Here is a 16925-nt window from a genome sequence, read left to right as displayed (position 1 = left end):
GAGAAGGCTGCCCAGATCGCCCTCGACGCCGCTGACCGCATCATCGCAGTGCTCGACCACATGGACGGCGACGCGGACCACGAGGATGGCGGGGACGCTGAGCCGTCCCTGGCCGCTCCTGAGAACGCCACTGGCTCGCAGGTGGTCTACATGCGCGGCGCGGACGACAACCGCGAGACCGAGGTTCCCGAGGCCGCGCTGCCGGAGGTGGCCGCCAAGAACCCCGGGGCCGTGATCTTGTTCCCGGTCATCCCGTGGGGCGGCAAAGGAAACGTACTCACTGCAGCCACCATCGCTCTGTTCGAGATGGCGATCGGACTACCACAACTTTGGGAGACCGACCGATGCGGCTGATCCTCGTTCTGGTCGCACGCCAGGAACGTCGTTGGGGGTGGGGGGCTAACTTCGGGGGATTGTGCACATCTGGCTCTCCCGCCAGAGCCTCCAAGCATCGAAGTATCTTGCCCCCCCCCCAGGCCGCCGATCGGTTTGAGGCGGGGGCCTGCCTTTGCTTGACCTTACGCGCTGGCGTGTCCCGGTGCGCACCCGCGTCCACTGGCGAGACCAAACCTCTCGGCCCGGCCGCCGTCGAGGCTGTTGGGATGTAGCAAGGTCACATCAGCCTTTTGTGTATCCGCACTTATTCGACATTTTAGTATTCCAACAACCATCTTGCATGCATTTTGGTAATGCTTCTGCGCACGCTGACGTACACCCCGCCCGCTTACTCATGCTAGTCTCGCAGAATTTAATACATTCCGAGTGACGAGCATTGCAGCTCATAGCAATGCTAATAGTTGACGTAGAGAATATTGTTAAAGCTAAGGAGGAAAAAAACACAACGGATTTCATAAGCGTATCCTCGACGAACGCGTTTTTTCGCGCTGTGCGATCACTCATGTTCCTCATCAAATTTGCAAGACAGGATCAGCGCACCGGCTTACACAACGAGCTGATCGAACGAACGGTGCTCGTACGATCCCGCGCGGGCGTCCTCAGTCCGACTCAATGGCGAACACCCGCGCGATGGCCGCGATTGAGACGACGGCGGTCAAAGCGTTCAAGATTGATCAAACCCATACACGGTGAGGTCGATCCGCTATCGGGTGTAATAGCCGAACCGCTGCCCGAGGCGATTGTGCTGCCCTGGCGTGGCCGCGGCAACGTCATCACGGCGGCCGGCACGCTGCTCCTTGACCTGCTGGAGCGGCCTGATGCCATCAGCGGGTGAGTCAAAGCCGCCTTTTTTTCAGAGGCGGTCGAGCCGCCTTCGCCTGAGCAGCTTCGATGTATAGGCGCGCCTCGCGCGATGGCAGAGGCCGGCTGAACAGGAAGCCCTGAACCTGCGTGCAGCCCTCCCGGCGCACAAGGTCGAGCTGCTCGGCTGTCTCGACCCCCTCAGCCACGATCCCCATGCCAAGCCGCTCGCAGATGCCCACCACTGCCCGCACGATGGCCGCCGAGTCCGGGTCCGCGATGTCACGGATGAACGCCCGGTCGATCTTGATCTTGTCGAACGGGAAGCGGCGGAGATAGCTCAAGGATGAGTAGCCTGTACCGAAATCGTCTAGCGCAAAGAGCACCCCGAGGCCACGCAACCGGTACAGGCAGGCCAGCACCGTGTCCGCCTCCTGCATCAGCACGCTTTCGGTCACCTCCAGCTTCAGCCGCCCCGCCGGCAAGCCGCTCGCGGCCAGAGCTGAGAGCACTGCCGCCTCCAAGCCATCGCGCCGCAACTGCACGGCCGAGACGTTGACCGCCACGCGGATGTAGGCGGGCCAGTTCATCGCCTCGCGACAGGCCTCCTGCAGTGCCCAGATGCCAAGCGGCACGATCAGCCCAGTCTCTTCGGCCAATGGGATGAATGTGCCCGGCGAGATCTCGCCCTGCGTCGGGTGGTCCCAGCGCATCAGCGCCTCGAAGCTGACGACCGCGCCGGTCATGGCATCGACCACCGGTTGGTACACCAACCGGAATTCGTTGCGTCGGATCGCCTCTTTCATGTCCAGCGCAAGTAGGCTGCGCCCGGCAATGCGGGCGTGCGTTTTGGCTTCGAACAATCGGTAGGTGCCGCGGCCCGTGGCCTTTGCCTCAAATAGAGCCATGTCGGCGCGCTGAAATACTTCTTCAGCAGTGGTACCGTCGGCAGACAGCATGGCGACCCCGACGCTCACACCGATGTCGATCGCTGACCCGTCGAGCAGGAGTGGTTCGTCCACCGTGGCGATGATGCGCTCGCAGATTTGGCCAGTTTCCGCCTCTCCGTCGATGTTGTTCAGGATCACCGCGAACTCGTCGCCGCCGATCCGGGCCACGGTATCTTGCTCTCGCAGGACCAAGCGGAGGCGCTCGGCCACGAGGTACAAGATCTGATCCCCAGCGACGTGGCCGTAGGTATCATTGACAGCCTTGAAGCGATCGAGGTCGAGTGCGAGCACGGCATGGCGGTTCGGCGCCAGGGCGGCCCGGCAGAGCGTATCATCGAGACGCTCGCGGAAGAGGTTGCGGTTCGGCAGGCCGGTGAGTGCGTCGTACAACGCCATGTGAGCGATGCGGGCCTCCGCTTCTTTGCGGCGGGAGATGTCGATCAGCGTGCCGACCAACCGCAGCGCTCGGCCGTCCGCGGAACGACCGGCCACACGGGCGCGGGCGAGCACCCAGAATGCCTCTTCCTCCGCCTGACCGATGCGGTACTCGCATTCGAGCGTGGGGGTCTGCCCCCGCAGGTGCGCGCGCGTGGCGGTCATCACGCGCTCGCGATCGTCCGGATGGACTGCCTCGATCCATCCCGACATGGTGGGCTGGGCGCGCTCGCCCACTAGCCCGAGTCTCTTGCGCCAGCGCTCGGACACCCAGGTGGTCCCGTCGATCAGGTTCCAGTCGAACAGGCAGTCCTCGCCGCTATCGAGCGCCAGGGCGAGCCGCTCCTCGCTTAAGCGCAAGCGGGCCTCGCTCTCGCGGCGGCGCGTGATGTCCGTGTACGTCCGCACGTACCCGCCATCCGGCAGCTGCACGACGCGCACTTCCAGGCTCGTGCCATCGGGGCGCTCACGCTCGTATACGTCCGGCAGGCTGGCAAGATCGGCTGCGTCTAGTGCTGCGACCAGGGGCGCCGGGCTGGTCCGGAACTCACCACGCGCGACCTGGAACGCGTTGATGGCGCTGTAGGGACTGCCGTCGTGCAGGACGGTGTCGGGCAGGTCGAGAAGGTCGCACGCGCGCCGGTTATGCAGGCGCACGCGCCGGTCAGAGCTGTAGACGATCAGGCCCTGATCCATGCTCTCCAGGGTGGTACGCAGGAGTTCATTGCTCTCGTGGAGGCGCGCCTCCACACGCGCGTGCTCGGTCGCATCCAGCACCACGCCGTAGACGGCCGTCACGATGCCGTTCACGTCCCGAACCGGCACGCCACGAACGGTGATGACGCGCTCCTCGCCATTCGGGCGGACGATGCGCCCGCGCCGCTGATAGCCACCGATAGTCTCAGGATCAGTCCCGGCAATCACCTCGTCGATGCAACAGCGGACTGCCTCCCGCTCCTCGGGGTGTTGAAGCAGCAGGTACGCGTCGAGGTCGATCCGCCCGGAGGCGGGCAGCGAACGGTCGAAGATTGCCGCGGCGCCATCGGACCACGTCATGGTCCGTGTCGCCACGTCGATCCGCCAATGGCCGAACGAGGCTGCTGTCTCAGCCACGCGCTGTGCGTCTTGGGCCGCGCGCAAAGCGAGACCCTCGGCCTCGCGCGTGCGCGTGCTCTCGTGCAGCCGCAGGTGCGCCACGACGATCTCGGCGAGATCGCGAAGCTGGCGCGTCTGCTCACTCGAGAAGCTGCGTGGGATCGTGTCCTTCACGCACAGCGCGCCGACGCGGACGCCAGGCCGAAGCACGAGCGGCGCCCCTGCGTAGAAGCGGAGGCTGGGTTCGCCTGAAACCAGCGGACTTGAAGCGAAGCGCGCGTCGGCCTCGGCATCCTCAACGACGAGGACCTCGTCGGACCTGATCGTGTAGGTGCAGAACGATGCATCGCGGGGACTCGCGCTCAGGTTCGTGCCGCACTTGGCCTTGAACCACTGCCGGTCGGCCTCGACGATGGAAACAAGGGCGATCGGAACAGAGAACAGATCGCGCGCCAGACGGCAGACGGCGTCGAAGTGCGACTCGTTCGGCGTATCTGTGATCGCGAGTTGGCGCAGGGCAGCCAGCCGGTCCGCTTCGTTGGACGCAATTGCAACCATCTACTCACCCACTTGTCCGGCCGGGAGGCGAAGATCATCCCAGTCGGTGCGCGCTAGGGTTGTAGCGACAGGGTTTTAATGAACCATTCTCGACAAGCTGGGCTCACTTGAGCTCACGCCGTTGAATGACTGTAGTCCTATAGCGTTGGGCACATAACCGCAGATCTGCTCTCGGGCATTTAGTCAACTTCCGTTGACCGCCCCAATCCGAAGTAGCCGCGCTGCTGGCGAATGACTGCTTTTGGAAAGCGCCGACGGCTGCCCAGGCGGCGGGCATGTGTTGGATGCAGCCGGTAGGGCCTGGTGCGCCTGATGCGACGGTGGCTCGCTTGCCACGAGGCTATCGCCGCCCTGCTGCCGGGTGTCCCCGAGCCCGAGCACGTCAGGGAGGTGCAGGCGACTTTACCAGGATTTGCTAGGAACCCCGAAGAGCATCCACGCCCGCCCTTCCGATGGACCTTGGGGGGAGGCATCGCCGGGTGAGCGTGGTGGTCGAGAGGAGACCCGACCTCGTGATCGTAGCAAAGCTCATGCGAGGCTTAAACGTCCCACGCATCTCGCACAGCTGACGCTACGCGAGAGATGAGAGCCTACGGCTGCCGTGTCAGCCACTCGCCCTCGATCGTGAGGGTGGCTCGGTAGACCGGGATACCGTGATCGTCGCGCATCGTGACGCTGACCTTCTCGCCGACAGTCCCGAGCGGCTGATCCTTCACCATGTCGGGAAGCGACCGAAGCGCTTCCTGCGAAGCGGTGTGGGCATCGTCGAAATCGAGGCCCACATCGTCGCTGACGTCACTGCCGTTGCTCACGTCAAAAAAGTAGTGGGCCATCAGCGCCTCCAAGGCCAATGCCGGGCTAAACACATGCGCTGCAAAAGAGTTCACGGGACGGAACACCTGGGCCGATCGGGTTGCATCACGTGAACCGGAGCGCCCATCAGACGAAAGCGAGTTACCTACCGGCCAAGTGCAGATACCTCGGGTTAAATTCAGCGATGGCACACAAGGCTTCCCAGTCGTGGATCGTCAATCGGCGGCCATACAGGTCAACCACACCTTCGATGCGCAGGCTTCTCAGCGTCCGGTTCACGTGTACCGAGGTCAGGCCCAGCGCGTCGGCGAAATCGGTCTGCCGGAGCGGCATCGGCATGCTGCGGCCATCGGTGAGACCGACAGCTTCGAGGCGTAGGTATAGCTCGCAGAAGAGGTGAGCGAGCTTCTGACGTGCGTCGCGCCGACCGAGGCCGACGATCCATGCCCGATGCGTAGCCGCGGTGACGATGGCTTCCCGCCAGAATGCCTGAGCGATGGCAGGACACTGATCGGACAACTTGCGCAGGTCTGTGTGCGGCACGAACGCGACGATGCTGCGGGTCACCGTAGCCATCCCAAAATCTGGTGACGGCAGGTGCAGGCTTTGCAGGTCCGGCAGATCGCCGGGCACATGGAACGACAAGATCTGGCGTCGGCCATCGGCCAAGAGCTGATAGCAGCACGTCCAGCCGTCGAGGATCACGCAGCAATGGTCCGATGTACCACCTTCATATTTGATGTCCCGAGAAGCTTCGATCGTCCGTATGATGAGCGGTAAGCCGAGGACCGCGCGTTCAGCCGCGACTGGCAGAGAGCCAGCACCTCCTAACCTGCGGGCCAACAGGCCAAAGGGGGACTTAGATGGTGCCATCGTATCGCGCTTTATCGAGCAGACGATGCGCTTGTGGCGCGGTCGCTAACTGCCGATCCTCCCAATTCTGCAACCAACCTAAAATATTGTATCCAGTTGCATGCCCAGTTCCTGGGCCGAACAGCCCCTCGCAATCAAGACGCGCGCAGCAGCCGTTCCGCCTCTCCCTCCGGCTGAATCTTCACGAGGTTGAGGCGTGCCCGCATGGCCTTACCCGGCTTGAAGTGCGAGCTCCGCTTGGCCACCACGATGACCCTCTGGCCCGAGCGCGGATTGCGGCCGATCCGCGCCTCACGGTCTCGCACAGCGAAGGCGCCGAAGTCTCTCAGCTCGACACGGTCACCGTCCGCCAATGCGTCGGCGATCCGGTTGAGGATGGCGTCGACCACCGCCTCGACATCCTTGGCGTAGAGGTGCGGGTTCCGCGCCGCGATGCGGGCGACAAGCTCGGATCCGATCATGCGGCTATGGGTGCCGAGACCGCCACAGCGAGGCAAGTGCGCGGTCGCACCGTCCCTACTTCCCTCCTGCGCCGTCTACCTTGCCCTCGGTGGCATCAGCATCGGCGCTGGCCTTGAAGAAGTCCTCGACTGGCCTGCCAAGGGCTTCGCTGAGGCGCCTCAACGTCCGCAGCTTGCGTTCGCGCTCGCGCGCCTGTGCACCCTTTTCCGCTGAGGGAAGACGGATATCTCGGCCGTCGCCTTTGTCGAGTTCGGCCATCTCAGACCCACTATGATTGTGACCGTGCGATTGTATATCGCAGTTGCAGATCGACGAAAAGTTGTGCTGCAAATCCCGACCTATGTTGCAATAAGGCCTGGATGGTGCATGCCGCGTCGATCCTCGAACAGCATCGTGTCGTCGGCTTCGCTGCCGCTGACCACTCTCAGCATCGGCCTGTGGGAGGAGGATGTCAGCACGGATCGCATTCGCGGCGATGCGGTCATGGGGCGGATGTACGGACTGCCCGAGGCGGAGATCGCCGAGGGCATCTCCCGCGCGCAGCTGTTCTCGATCTTCCATCCGGATGAGGTCGCCCGCGACCCGGAGCTGCGTCGTAGCGTGCGCGAGGAAGGGGGCCTGTTCGTGTGGGAGCACCGCATCATGCCTGCGCTCGGCATCGTGCGCTGGGTCTTGGTGCGCGGACATTACGAGCGAGGTGCAGACGGCCGGATGCGCGGGCGCGGGATCGTCATCGACGTGACCGACACGCGTGCCGAAGGGCACGTCAACGGACCGTCACGCTACCTAGCCGAGCGCGAGGCAGCAGGCTCGCCCGCCGAGCACATGGCCGATGGCGCCCTCAAGCTCTGGGAGCACATGCACCAGCTCGACGATGACAGCGCCGCCCGGCTCCGTCCGTTGCTGGAGGCGCTGCTGTTCGAACTCGGCCGCCAGATCGCGGCGTCACTACCGGATGAGCAGTCGGCAGCGGCGTTCACTCCGCCGCGAGACCCGCGGCTGCACTGAGCGGATCCGCTGCGGGTCGTATAGGCGCATGCGAGGCTACGGGGACCGAGCGGCCGATGATTTACGCCGTAGTCGCACAGGTCGCCATGACGGGAGCGGCCAGCACCGACCGGAACGTCTTCTCTTGCGGCCCGGCTCGCTCCACCCGTTTCAGGGCAGGCGTCGCCTCTACGATGGTCGCGATGTTGAGAATATGGCCGCTCGGGAAGCGATAGGGCCCAGCCGCCGGATCCCGCAGGTAGACGTCGATCGTCGCGACGATCTCCTGGCTCGTGATGATACCCGCCTTGCGCAGGTCCGCGACGGTCGGTGCTCCGGCAGGCATAGACGCGCTGATCATTCCCTGACGTTGACTTAACCGTGCCGCCCGGCCGACATGGACCGTTACGGCTGCACTCGCCATAGCGAGTCGCTGCCGCCATTCAGGAGACCATCGCCGCGAGATAGACCCTGAAAAGCCAACAGCCCCTTCCCGGCAAGGAAGAGGCTGCTGAAATTCCGAGGGCCTTGTGAGGGCCGAGTCGCTTCCCCTCACAAGCCATAGCTCCCGCCCGGGAGTCAAGACGGAACCCGTTTCCGTCAACGGGAAGGCTTTGCCTGGACCCTAGCCGCGGCCCGTGAGGGACCGAGGACGATGTTTCACGCCACCATGCGGTCGGCGATCGAGGGCGCGCGCACGCTCGCGCAGCTCGACGACCTGTCGCGCACCATCTGGCAGGCCCACGCCGCCGAGACCGTCACCGATGCCGAGGCCCAAGGGCTGGCCGAGGCGCTGCACACCCGCAGGAGCGCCGTGCGCGAGGCGGTGGCGCCCGTCGGCATTCCGCTCGGCCGTGTGACGCTGTTCCCGCCGAGGCGCCCGCAGCGCGCTCCTGAGCGATCCGTGGCGATCGAGCGCCGCCGTCGGCTGGCTTTCTCGGGCCCGATGCCGCCTGCGCTCGGATCACGGTTCACCACCGGGCAGCTCGCGGTCCTGCGGATCGTCGGCGACGAGATGGCCCGCAACGGCGCCTGCGGGCTGTGCATCGACGCCATCGCGGCGCGGGCCGGTGTCTGCCGGCGACTCGCTCAGGCCGCGATCCGGCTGGCCGAGGGTGACGGCCTGCTGACCATTCAGGAGCGGCGCCACCAGGGCCGGAAGAACGAACCGAACGTGGTCCGGATCATCAGCCGGGAGTGGCTGCAGTGGCTCCGGCGGGGAGGGCGGTCTGTGGCCCCGGCGCTGTTGGGCGGCATAGGGTGCAAAACGGCTCACCCCACGGATAGGGGAGATCCACAGAGGGAGGGTGTGGATGCGGAATCGAAGAAGGGCTGCCGACAAGCGGCGGGCGACCTTGACCGATCAGACCGTACGAGAATCCGCGCGGGTGGTGGAAGCGGTCGAGCCATGCGGTGAGGATATGGGGATGGACGGTATGACGAACGGAAGAAGCGCCCGCTTTTTCACGGGCGCCGGTAGGCAGATCCGTCTTCAGGACGAGCTGGGTCCGTCACGTAGCGACCGTGCTCCGGCACCGCGACGCGATCGAAGTCCTCAGCGAGGGCACCTAGCGCGCGGCGCATTTCAGGGCCCTGCAGCGGCCTGCCGTGGCCGGTGATGACGCGCTCAGGTTTCAGAGCAGCGAGCGTCCGCACCGAATCGCGCGCTGCTGTCCAATCGATCGTCAGATACATCGGAGGACCGTGCAGCTCCGGTTCCTGCGTCGCGACGGCGTAGGCAGATTCCTGTGCTGTCGTCACGAAGGCGTCGCCGACGATCAGGGTGCGGTCAGCCTCGCGCCAGAACGAGACGTGTCCCGGGGCGTGGCCTGGCGTATGAATCCAGCGCCATCCGGCCATCGGCGGAATGCTACCGTCAGCGGGAAGCATTAAAAGACGGGACGACACGTCGACGGGTTTCGTCGGGTAGAGGGGGGAAAGCCGCGCCATCGCCCCACCTCCGACGCTCGGGTCAGCCGGCGGGTAGGAAGCGCTGCCATCCAGGTACGGGAACTCCAGGGGATGCGCGTAGATCGGCGCATCCCACTCCTCCGCCAAATCCTCCAGCACCCCGACATGGTCAAAGTGGCCATGAGTCATGACGATTGCGGACGGTCGAGCGCCCGGACCAAAACGAGCCTCAGCTGCGTCTTTGATCAGATTCTTCGTTCCCAGGATGCCGGCGTCGATCAGAACCCAGCCGCGATCTCCAGCCTTCGGCGGGCCAAGGAAAACGACGTTGACGATCGCAAGTCGCCGATAGGCGAGGTCCGGGGCGATCTCGTGGGTCGCGTCATCACGTAATGCGTCGCGCTCTGGATCATCAGCGCGGGCCACTGAGCCGACTGGGATCTGTTGGACCATGAGCGCCTCGTTCTCCAACTCAGCCCACCATAGATGTCCTTCGGCAATCGAAACCCCGAAGGCATGTTCCCCACCGTGTCCCCGCACAAATTCTCAAGGCCGTCGAAGGCGCGTCGCAGCGGCGAAAGGCTGGCGAAGTGAACGCGCACGAGATCTGAGCGCTGCGCTTGGGTAATGTCGGGCTGTAGAAAATGAGATCGGATCTACCGAGCCTAATACGAGTTGGCGATTTAAAGACCGCAGGAGACTCGCGCTATGCCGCAGATGTTCGACTGGATTTTCTTCGCCATTATGATCCCGTTCCCGGCCTACCTGGTCTGGGATTTCATGAAGCACCGCGACACATCAAAGCGCGGCCAGCAGCTCTGATTTTGTTTCTCATGAGAGTGGGGGCCACTTGCCCGCTCGCCTACTGGCAGGAGAACCTATGAGCCCGCGTATCTATCCAGACGTGAACACCAGCTCGGCGAGCAACCAAGCTACCAATAGGCCGGTGCACCGTCAGGGTAAGGACGTCGACACTACGGATCAGCTCCCAAGCCCGCTCCTGATGGGGGTCGCAGTCGCGGGCTCGGTCGTGGCGCTCCTGCTGGTCTGGCTAGTGATTGGCTAGAGACACTGCCGGACAAAAAAGCCCGCCGTGGCGAACCGGGCGGGCTGGAGGTGGTTCACTGCCCCGAGTTGCCGCCGCCAGTGCTACCCGTCGACCCGACGCGCGAGGGCTGACCTGCGTTGCCGGAAGCAGCGGAGTCGGTCGCGATGCCGTCCGCGGCACGGCCGGTGGGCGAGTAGGTGGCTGCCCCCTCGGCGCCGGTTGAACCGGACTGCCGTGTCACCACACCAGGAGCGCCGCGCGGAACAATGACGGTCGTGCTGGTCGGGGTCTCGAAGACCTGTGCAGAGACGGGTGTCGTCAGCGCTGCGGCGAAAGCCGCGGCGAGAATGAGCTTGGTCATAAGGTTCTTTCGTCTGTGGGCGTGGGGAACAGTTGATCGCGCGCGATGTGTCCCCGCAGCAGTGTCACAGGTACGGGCAGTGAGGCTTCAACCAACGCACGCTTCTTTGAAGTCAGTCTATCGTACGTTGGTTCGAGCCATGCGTTAGGCGCAGGCCGCGGACCGATATGCCGAACGCCCGCACGAGGGGTCAGATCGGAAGGTCGACCTCGAAGCCGCGCGGGTGGTCAAGGCGGCCAATCCATGCGGTGACCGTCTGCGGCCGGGCGGTCTGACGAACGAGGAAACCGCGCCCAGCACGAAACGATTCTGGCTGCGCGTCCGTTAAAGGCGCCATGGCCAGCATCGCAATCCTGATCGACACGCCTCAGGGTGCACGGCTTCTCGCGGCGTCCTCGGCGCGCGAGGCTGCGCTGAAGGCTGAGTCCGTCATCGCGACCGTCGCACGGATCGCTCTCCCGGTGTCGGTGTCGGTCGAGTGCACCAATTCTGACATGGCCTGTCGGCTCATGAATTATTTGGCTGACGTGCAGATGGAACGCCTGTTGGCCGAGGTCGCCTGAGGCTACCTCGGACATGCGTCAAACCCAGTCGGGTCTGTTAGAGAGGCGATCTCGCCTATAGGCGCCTCCGAGGTGTTCGCGATGCCAGACGACGCGACTATGGGCGAGCGCGCGGTGACAGGTACGGGATGAGCCAGTTCCTCAACCCATACCCATGACGCCTCGGCCGGGTGGCCGCGCGAGGGTCGGTGCGGCGGGGGACAGGAACCGCAAGCGCCGGCTCATGGCCTCCAAGCCGTTTTTACAATCGTCGACACGGAAGCACACACCATGGAACCAGCCGAGGTGCTTTCGTCTGATGAGATCCGTGAACGCGCTTACGACTTATGGGACCGTCATCACCGTCCCGATGGCTACGATCTGCAATTCTGGCTCATGGCCGAGCGCGATCTAAGGGCCGAGCGGCGAGCGTCGCAGGACGGAAATCAGGTCGAGGCTTCTGATGGCGCTTGCCATTGACGGTGTCGCGTTCCGAGCATGTACTTGGAGGCGCCGGAGCGACGTCCTCTTCGTGTAGGGCGGGATATCCGCGGGCGCAGGATCATGAGCGAGAGCATCGTCCCGCTACGCAAGAGAGGGCAGCAGCAAAAAGCACTCGACCGCGTCGATGTCGCTGCTGTGGATCTGCTTGCTAGCGGCCAAGCGACGAGTCTGCAGGCGGCACGGGCTGAGGTGATCCTCGTAGATATGCGAGAGCAGCGGGATCAGATGATGGCGGTGCTCGCCGATCTGCGTAGCTGCGAGCCGACCGCCGACCCTCAGCTCGACGCGGCCCACGCCAATCTCGTCACGGCGATCAACGATGGCATCGTGCAGATCGACCTGTTCATCGCCCGCGCGCAACTCTTCACAGCGGAAGCCACGCACCCGGAGAGTCAATGCCGGTAGCGTTCGGCCAGACCCATAAGTGACTGGGCCAGCTGGGTGATGTTGGCCGAAGCCGTCTCGACCTGGCGGGTGCCGGCCGCGGTCTGCTGGCTCGCCTGCCGGATGCCATGTAGGGCCTGCATCACCTGCTCGATGCCGAGCTGCTGCTGGTTGGTCGAGGCCACGATCTGCTGGAAGGTCTGCACGTTCTCCTCCACCCGGGCGGTGATCTCCTCGATGGTCCGCTGCGTCGTGTCCGAGCGGGTCTTGCCGGACGCGGCCCGCTTGACCGCCTCCTCGGTGAGCATCACCGAGGTGTTGATCCCCCGCTGGATCTCCCCCAGAAGCCCGCGCACCTGCCCGGTGGCCGCCTTCGCCTGGTCGGCCAAAAGCTTCATCTCCGAGGCCACCACCGCGAAGCTGCGCCCGCTCTCCCCGGCCGCGGCCGCCTCGATGGCCGCGTTGAGCGCCAGCAGGTGCGTGCGCTCCGAGATGTCGTTGACCGTCTCGATGATGTCCCCGATCGTCTGGGTCTTCTCCGACAGGCCGACGATGTTGCCTGCCACAGCCTCCGCCTGCTCGCGGATCGCCTCCATCGCCCGGGCGGTGTCCGAGACCGCGCGCAGGCCCTGCCGCGAGGTCTGCGCGGTCGCCTGGGCGGTGGCGATCACCTCGGTCGCCCGCTTGCCGATCTGCGCCCCCGAATGCGTGATCTCATCCATGGTCGCGGCGGTCTCCTGAACGGCCGCAAATTGCTCCTCCACCGAGGCCGCCTGCTCCTGCGCCGACGCCCGGATCTCCGCCGCCGCCGCGTTCAGGTCGGCGGTGGCAGTGCGGTTGGTCCGGGCGAGATCGGCGAGGCCGGCGACCATCGCGTTGAGGCTGCGTCCCAAGCGGCCGATCTCGTTGTGCCCTCCATCCCCGAGTTTGCCTGAAAGGTCGCCCTCACCGACGTGCTCGACGAAGCTCATCACGCGAACTAGTGGCCAGACGATCAGGCGGTTGATGGCGACGCCGATCGCCGTGCAGATCAAGAGCGTGAGCAGGGTTCCACCCCACAGGGCAAAGCTCTCATCACGCTGAGCCTTTGCGACGCGCGCGACCTGCTCCGCACGGGTCCGTTCTTCCAGATTGTCGATGGCGGCGAGCTTCCCGCGCAGGGCGTCGAAGAACTGCTTGCCCCGGCCTTCAGCCTCGATGCGCACCGCATCCGGTCGCGTCGCTGGATTGGCTGCTTCTCGGATGGCGATCTCGCCGATATCAATCTGCCAGGCGCGCGCCGCCGTCACGGCATCGGCCAACAGGCGCGACCGCTCGGCATCGTTGCCGATCAAGGTCGTCAGACGCGTGATCGTCTCGTCGATGGCCGGCCGACCCGCGCGGTAGGGCTCCAAGCTGCTCTCCCGCCCGGTGATCAGGTAGCCGCGCAGGCCGGTCTCCTGGTTGAGCATAGCGGTGCGGAAGGCATCGAGGCTGCGGACCACTTGGGTCGAGCGGTCGAGGGCGTCGGTCGCCTCCTGCAACTGATTACGTGTTGCTAGCACTGCCCCGCTGCTGAGCACTGACACCAGCGCGATGACGCCGATGGCACCGCCTAGCGTGCGGTTGAGGCCAAAGGTATTCGGCATGCTCGATCCTTCTTGATCAGAACTGCGGACGGCTTCGAGCGGCAGCCGCAACGATGGTGGCATCGCCAATAGCGCTCAAAAGGAGCTGACGCGAGCAACACCGCGCTCCCGAGCCTCAAGCCTCAGTATCGACTGGAGCGTGCGAGGAAGGCTGCCGGTCCTGCCTGATCAGCGCCAGCTCCTCGGCGCTCCGTTCCTCAACCCCGATAAGACGTTCATCGGTGTCTTCGACGGCTCGGATCAGCTCATCCAGCTTCATCTGGATAGCGGCGGTATCACGAGCGCCGGCCACCAGAATGACACCTGCCAAGAGCATGGCAGCGATGGACAGGAACAGGTTGAAGACGAGCGCCCAGTGATCGTTGAAGCTGAGGACGAAGCCGGCGCCCAGACCAGCAGCGACGGTGAAGCAGGTCGTCAGGAAGCCGACGGGCTTTGAAAGCCACACGGCAAGGCCAATGATCGGACGATCCAGCATCAATCCTCGAGCTCAGCTCGTCGAGCCGCCAAGTGAGATAGCGCGATTATGTTTCCAGAATGATCATGTGCCCCTATGTCGACTCAGGCGTAGGGGCCACCGAACAGATCTCCGAGCGCCTTGCGCTGGAACAGCGCACGCCAGCGTCGCCTCTAATGTACCGGCCGATCGAGGATCAGATCATCTCTGGCGCTTGAACGATATCGAACGCGACGACGTTCAGCCCTGGACCGGTCGAACTGATCTGTCTGGAGGAAAGCACCATGTCGATGAAGACACTGACCTTAGCGGCCGCGCTCACACTGGCGGTCTCCGGTGCCGCTGTCGCTCAGACCGCGGCCGGTGGTGGCAGCGCCGAGGGCAACATGAACAATCCGGGCTCGGTGAAGAGCAGCTCGGAAAAGTCCATGGAGGGCGGTAGCAGCTCGATGGGCACAGGTACGATGAGCACGGGCACGGGTCCGGGCACCACCGGTGGTCCGCCCGTCAGCACACCCGGTGCGCCCGCCGGTAGCGGCACCGGCAATGGCGCCACCGGAAGCGGTGCTGCGCCGAGCGGCAAGTAGCCGCCGACTGCCCCGCGGTCTGGATCCGCGGGGCCACCTCAATGTTGCAACCAGTCTGTGAAGGGTCTGGCTGCTGTCCACGAACATAGAGGGCTTAGCGGCCCTTCTTGTAGAGCTTGCTGGCGATCTCGAAGATCTCCTCCGGCGCGTAATCCGGCGCGAACGCGCCGTAGTTGCCGTCGAGTTCGGGGATCTTGCCACCCTCGGGAGCGCCGTCGACCACCTCAAGGTTCCCCGGCGGATCGCCCGGCAGAGCAACCTCGTCGTTTGACCATACGCCAGCCGCTTCGGCGTAGTCGTCCGGACTAAAGGTGTATAGGCGCCGATGCTTGCCCTCGGCGAGATACTTCTGGCACTCTGGCACGCGGCTGAGGTCGATGTTGGGCGTCGGCAACATCTTCTCGATCTCGACGCCGGTGAGCTTTTTCAGGGCCAGTGCGTAGGCGTGGGCGTGAAGCGATCCACGCACCAGCAGGTAGCCACACACTTCGCGGCCTGTGGGCTCCGTCATGGTCTCGTAGACGCGCAGCTTGTGGATGCGGGCGCCGCATTCCAAGTGAAAGTTGTGCAGCAGGTCGATGATCAGGTTCCCGGTCGTCGTCACCATGTCCATGTTCCAGGACGCGGCGTTGGCGTTCATCGGCATCGCGCCGCCGCCGTTCGACAAAAAGCTGCCGGCGAGCCGCACGTCCTGCATCTCGGCGAACGGCGCCTTGGAGATGTCGACGTCCTTCTTCGGATTGCCTGGGCCGTTGTTCAGCAGGGCGATGCCGTTTGAGACCACCTCGACGTGGCCAAGCTCCTCGGCGAAGATGCTCGACACCAAGCTGTAGAATGGCCGCAGCTTGGTCTTGTTGCGGAAGTTGAAGCTCTGAAACATGTAGTTCCCGAGGGTCGACATCTCGCCATACTTGCCACCGAGCAGCTCCTGTAGGGCGGCGGCCGCGTTGGGCTCCGGCTTCTTCGGCTCTGGCAGCTCCGTCAGCAGGCGGTCGATCTTCATGAACATGCGGGAAGCTCCGTTCGCGCGAGGTGCGCCCTGAGGCATCTGTTTGCGCGGTTGATCGTTCCCCGCGCTTTGCAGAATGCAGATCGAACGTGATGCGTGGCGGGAGGAGGCCGAGCGCTTGGGCAGGGAGGTCCTAAGGACGGGCTGACACAGGCGACACCGCTTCGGCCGGCTGCTACAGCACCTGCCTCCCCCGGACGCGCGCCCGAGGCGTTCGCGACACCAAACGGCGCGCAGCGGGCGAGCACGCGACGACAGGCGGGTCCGAGCCAGTTCCTCGGGGCTCGCCCGTGAAGCCTTGGCCGGGCAGTCGCATGAGGGTCGGTGTGGCGGCGGGACTGGAGACCGCAAGCGCCGGCTCACGGCCCTCGACAATCGCCGGCGCGCAGGTCCGGTCCCGAGCGCTCGCCGGACGCATCGTGAGCGTGCAAGGGTTCGCTAACCGACGACCGTCACCGTCGTCGATATGTCCAAGCGAACGACCCGAACCCTGAGAGGCGTTCTCTGGATTGCCGCCCTGGCGCTCTGCTGCTTCTCGGCCGTGATGCTGATGGAGGCTAACAGGCCTACTGAACGAGCGATCGCGCACCTGCCGTCCGCTGATCCCACGACAACAGGCGCCATCGATAAGGGTCCTATCCGGTGGTGTGGTGCCGCCTCTTGGTGCCGATGATGCACACGGTCACGTCGCTGTCGTCTCAAGCATAGGGGCCCCCGAACAGGTCACCGAGTGCCTTCCGCCGGAACAGCGTGCGCCAGCGCCGCCTCTGATGCTCCGGCCAGTCGTGGATCATGTGGCAGCGCTGGCAAAAGGCCGCGAGGTTGGCGTCCGCATTGTTCGAGGTATCGTGATCCCTATGCGCGGCAGCTAGAACGACCCAAGTCCGGCGAGCGCGGCCGAGGATGTCGGCACCCAGCCCGAGACGGATCCGCCTGCCCCGTCCATTGCGCCATCGTCCCGCGTCCGCGTCCCACCAGCGGCCATCGCCGAGGTGATAGATCATCCGCCCGTGCGGCCGTCTGCAGCCCTCACAGCAGCCTCTCGCTCGGCCGAACCGGATCACGGCCGAGAGCTGCGCCCAGTCGATCGGATAGAAGAAGCGGTGCTCGGGCCGGATCGGCAT

20 protein-coding genes are annotated in these 16925 nt (G+C 64.7%); 8 read left to right on the top strand and 12 right to left on the bottom strand.

What is annotated here, in order from left to right:
- Together AC3IF3_RS29085 and AC3IF3_RS29080 are read left to right on the top strand one after the other, a co-directional pair.
- Nucleotides 1-354, top strand: a 354-nt coding sequence (locus tag AC3IF3_RS29085) for a hypothetical protein (RefSeq protein WP_489231483.1), incomplete at its 5' end; no start/stop codon positions are given.
- 544 nt (nt 355-898) lie between these two features.
- Nucleotides 899-1231 (top strand): hypothetical protein, encoded by a 333-nt coding sequence (locus AC3IF3_RS29080; protein WP_489231482.1) that lies wholly within the window; start codon nt 899-901, stop codon nt 1229-1231.
- 1 nt (nt 1232) lies between these two features.
- On the opposite strand, the gene AC3IF3_RS29075 is transcribed toward AC3IF3_RS29080, so the two are convergent.
- From AC3IF3_RS29075 to AC3IF3_RS29055, 5 genes are all read right to left on the bottom strand, one after another.
- Nucleotides 1233-4235, bottom strand: coding sequence for a bifunctional diguanylate cyclase/phosphodiesterase (locus AC3IF3_RS29075; protein WP_489231481.1), 3003 nt, complete (start codon nt 4233-4235; stop codon nt 1233-1235).
- A 590-nt stretch (nt 4236-4825) separates the two neighbouring features.
- Complete coding sequence (locus AC3IF3_RS29070; protein ID WP_489231480.1) at nt 4826-5068, bottom strand: DUF6894 family protein; 243 nt, start codon at nt 5066-5068, stop codon at nt 4826-4828.
- 121 nt (nt 5069-5189) lie between these two features.
- Nucleotides 5190-5921 carry a Crp/Fnr family transcriptional regulator gene (locus AC3IF3_RS29065; protein WP_489231479.1) on the bottom strand — a complete coding sequence of 244 codons (732 nt, stop codon included), beginning with the start codon at nt 5919-5921 and terminating at the stop codon, nt 5190-5192.
- A 134-nt stretch (nt 5922-6055) separates the two neighbouring features.
- Nucleotides 6056-6382: an integration host factor subunit beta gene (locus AC3IF3_RS29060; RefSeq protein WP_489231478.1), complete on the bottom strand. Its 327-nt coding sequence runs from the start codon at nt 6380-6382 to the stop codon at nt 6056-6058.
- Between the two features lie 55 nt (nt 6383-6437).
- Entirely contained in the window at nt 6438-6641 is a 204-nt protein-coding gene (locus AC3IF3_RS29055) for a hypothetical protein (protein WP_489231477.1), read from the bottom strand.
- Nucleotides 6642-6749: 108 nt separating this feature from the next.
- On the opposite strand from AC3IF3_RS29055, the gene AC3IF3_RS29050 reads away from it, so the two are divergent.
- Entirely contained in the window at nt 6750-7391 is a 642-nt protein-coding gene (locus AC3IF3_RS29050; RefSeq protein ID WP_489231476.1) for a PAS domain-containing protein, read from the top strand.
- Between the two features lie 61 nt (nt 7392-7452).
- Here AC3IF3_RS29050 and AC3IF3_RS29045 read toward each other — a convergent pair whose 3' ends face one another.
- Nucleotides 7453-7716, bottom strand: a complete 264-nt coding sequence (locus tag AC3IF3_RS29045; RefSeq protein ID WP_489231475.1) for a hypothetical protein — start codon at nt 7714-7716, stop codon at nt 7453-7455.
- Between the two features lie 309 nt (nt 7717-8025).
- Here AC3IF3_RS29045 and AC3IF3_RS29040 point away from each other — a divergent pair, with 309 nt between their 5' ends.
- Nucleotides 8026-8787, top strand: coding sequence for a hypothetical protein (locus AC3IF3_RS29040; protein WP_489231474.1), 762 nt, complete (start codon nt 8026-8028; stop codon nt 8785-8787).
- Nucleotides 8788-8834: 47 nt separating this feature from the next.
- Here the strand turns inward: AC3IF3_RS29040 and AC3IF3_RS29035 are convergent, their stop codons facing one another.
- The gene (locus AC3IF3_RS29035; RefSeq protein WP_489220919.1) at nt 8835-9734 is read right to left on the bottom strand and encodes an MBL fold metallo-hydrolase; all 900 of its coding nucleotides are present in this window, start codon (nt 9732-9734) and stop codon (nt 8835-8837) included.
- Nucleotides 9735-10402: 668 nt separating this feature from the next.
- The gene (locus tag AC3IF3_RS29030) at nt 10403-10690 is read right to left on the bottom strand and encodes a hypothetical protein (RefSeq protein ID WP_489220918.1); all 288 of its coding nucleotides are present in this window, start codon (nt 10688-10690) and stop codon (nt 10403-10405) included.
- Between the two features lie 335 nt (nt 10691-11025).
- Between AC3IF3_RS29030 and AC3IF3_RS29025 the strand changes: the two genes are divergently transcribed.
- The 3 genes from AC3IF3_RS29025 to AC3IF3_RS29015 all read left to right on the top strand — a co-directional run bounded on the left by AC3IF3_RS29025 (nt 11026) and on the right by AC3IF3_RS29015 (nt 12141).
- Nucleotides 11026-11253 (top strand): hypothetical protein, encoded by a 228-nt coding sequence (locus AC3IF3_RS29025; protein ID WP_489231473.1) that lies wholly within the window; start codon nt 11026-11028, stop codon nt 11251-11253.
- 270 nt (nt 11254-11523) lie between these two features.
- Nucleotides 11524-11712, top strand: a complete 189-nt coding sequence (locus AC3IF3_RS29020; protein ID WP_489220916.1) for a DUF2934 domain-containing protein — start codon at nt 11524-11526, stop codon at nt 11710-11712.
- An 84-nt stretch (nt 11713-11796) separates the two neighbouring features.
- Nucleotides 11797-12141 carry a hypothetical protein gene (locus AC3IF3_RS29015; protein ID WP_489231472.1) on the top strand — a complete coding sequence of 115 codons (345 nt, stop codon included), beginning with the start codon at nt 11797-11799 and terminating at the stop codon, nt 12139-12141.
- Here AC3IF3_RS29015 and AC3IF3_RS29010 read toward each other — a convergent pair.
- Together AC3IF3_RS29010 and AC3IF3_RS29005 are read right to left on the bottom strand one after the other, a co-directional pair.
- Nucleotides 12129-13748: a methyl-accepting chemotaxis protein gene (locus AC3IF3_RS29010; protein ID WP_489231471.1), complete on the bottom strand. Its 1620-nt coding sequence runs from the start codon at nt 13746-13748 to the stop codon at nt 12129-12131. The two genes, AC3IF3_RS29015 and AC3IF3_RS29010, sit on opposite strands and share 13 nt — an antisense overlap.
- A 115-nt stretch (nt 13749-13863) precedes the next feature.
- A complete protein-coding gene (locus AC3IF3_RS29005) occupies nt 13864-14226 on the bottom strand; it encodes a low affinity iron permease family protein (RefSeq protein WP_489220913.1) in 363 nt (120 codons plus the stop codon).
- A gap of 263 nt (nt 14227-14489) precedes the next feature.
- Between AC3IF3_RS29005 and AC3IF3_RS29000 the strand changes: the two genes are divergently transcribed.
- Nucleotides 14490-14792, top strand: a complete 303-nt coding sequence (locus tag AC3IF3_RS29000; RefSeq protein WP_489231470.1) for a hypothetical protein — start codon at nt 14490-14492, stop codon at nt 14790-14792.
- A 94-nt stretch (nt 14793-14886) separates the two neighbouring features.
- Here the strand turns inward: AC3IF3_RS29000 and AC3IF3_RS28995 are convergent, their stop codons facing one another.
- Nucleotides 14887-15801, bottom strand: a complete 915-nt coding sequence (locus tag AC3IF3_RS28995; RefSeq protein ID WP_489231469.1) for a manganese catalase family protein — start codon at nt 15799-15801, stop codon at nt 14887-14889.
- A gap of 698 nt (nt 15802-16499) precedes the next feature.
- Nucleotides 16500-16925, bottom strand: coding sequence for a hypothetical protein (locus AC3IF3_RS28990; protein ID WP_489231468.1), 426 nt, complete (start codon nt 16923-16925; stop codon nt 16500-16502).

The organism is Methylobacterium sp. J-118 (assembly GCF_057836565.1).
The sequence above is the reverse complement of the archived record's forward strand: the minus strand, read 5'-3'. Positions and strand labels throughout refer to the sequence as shown.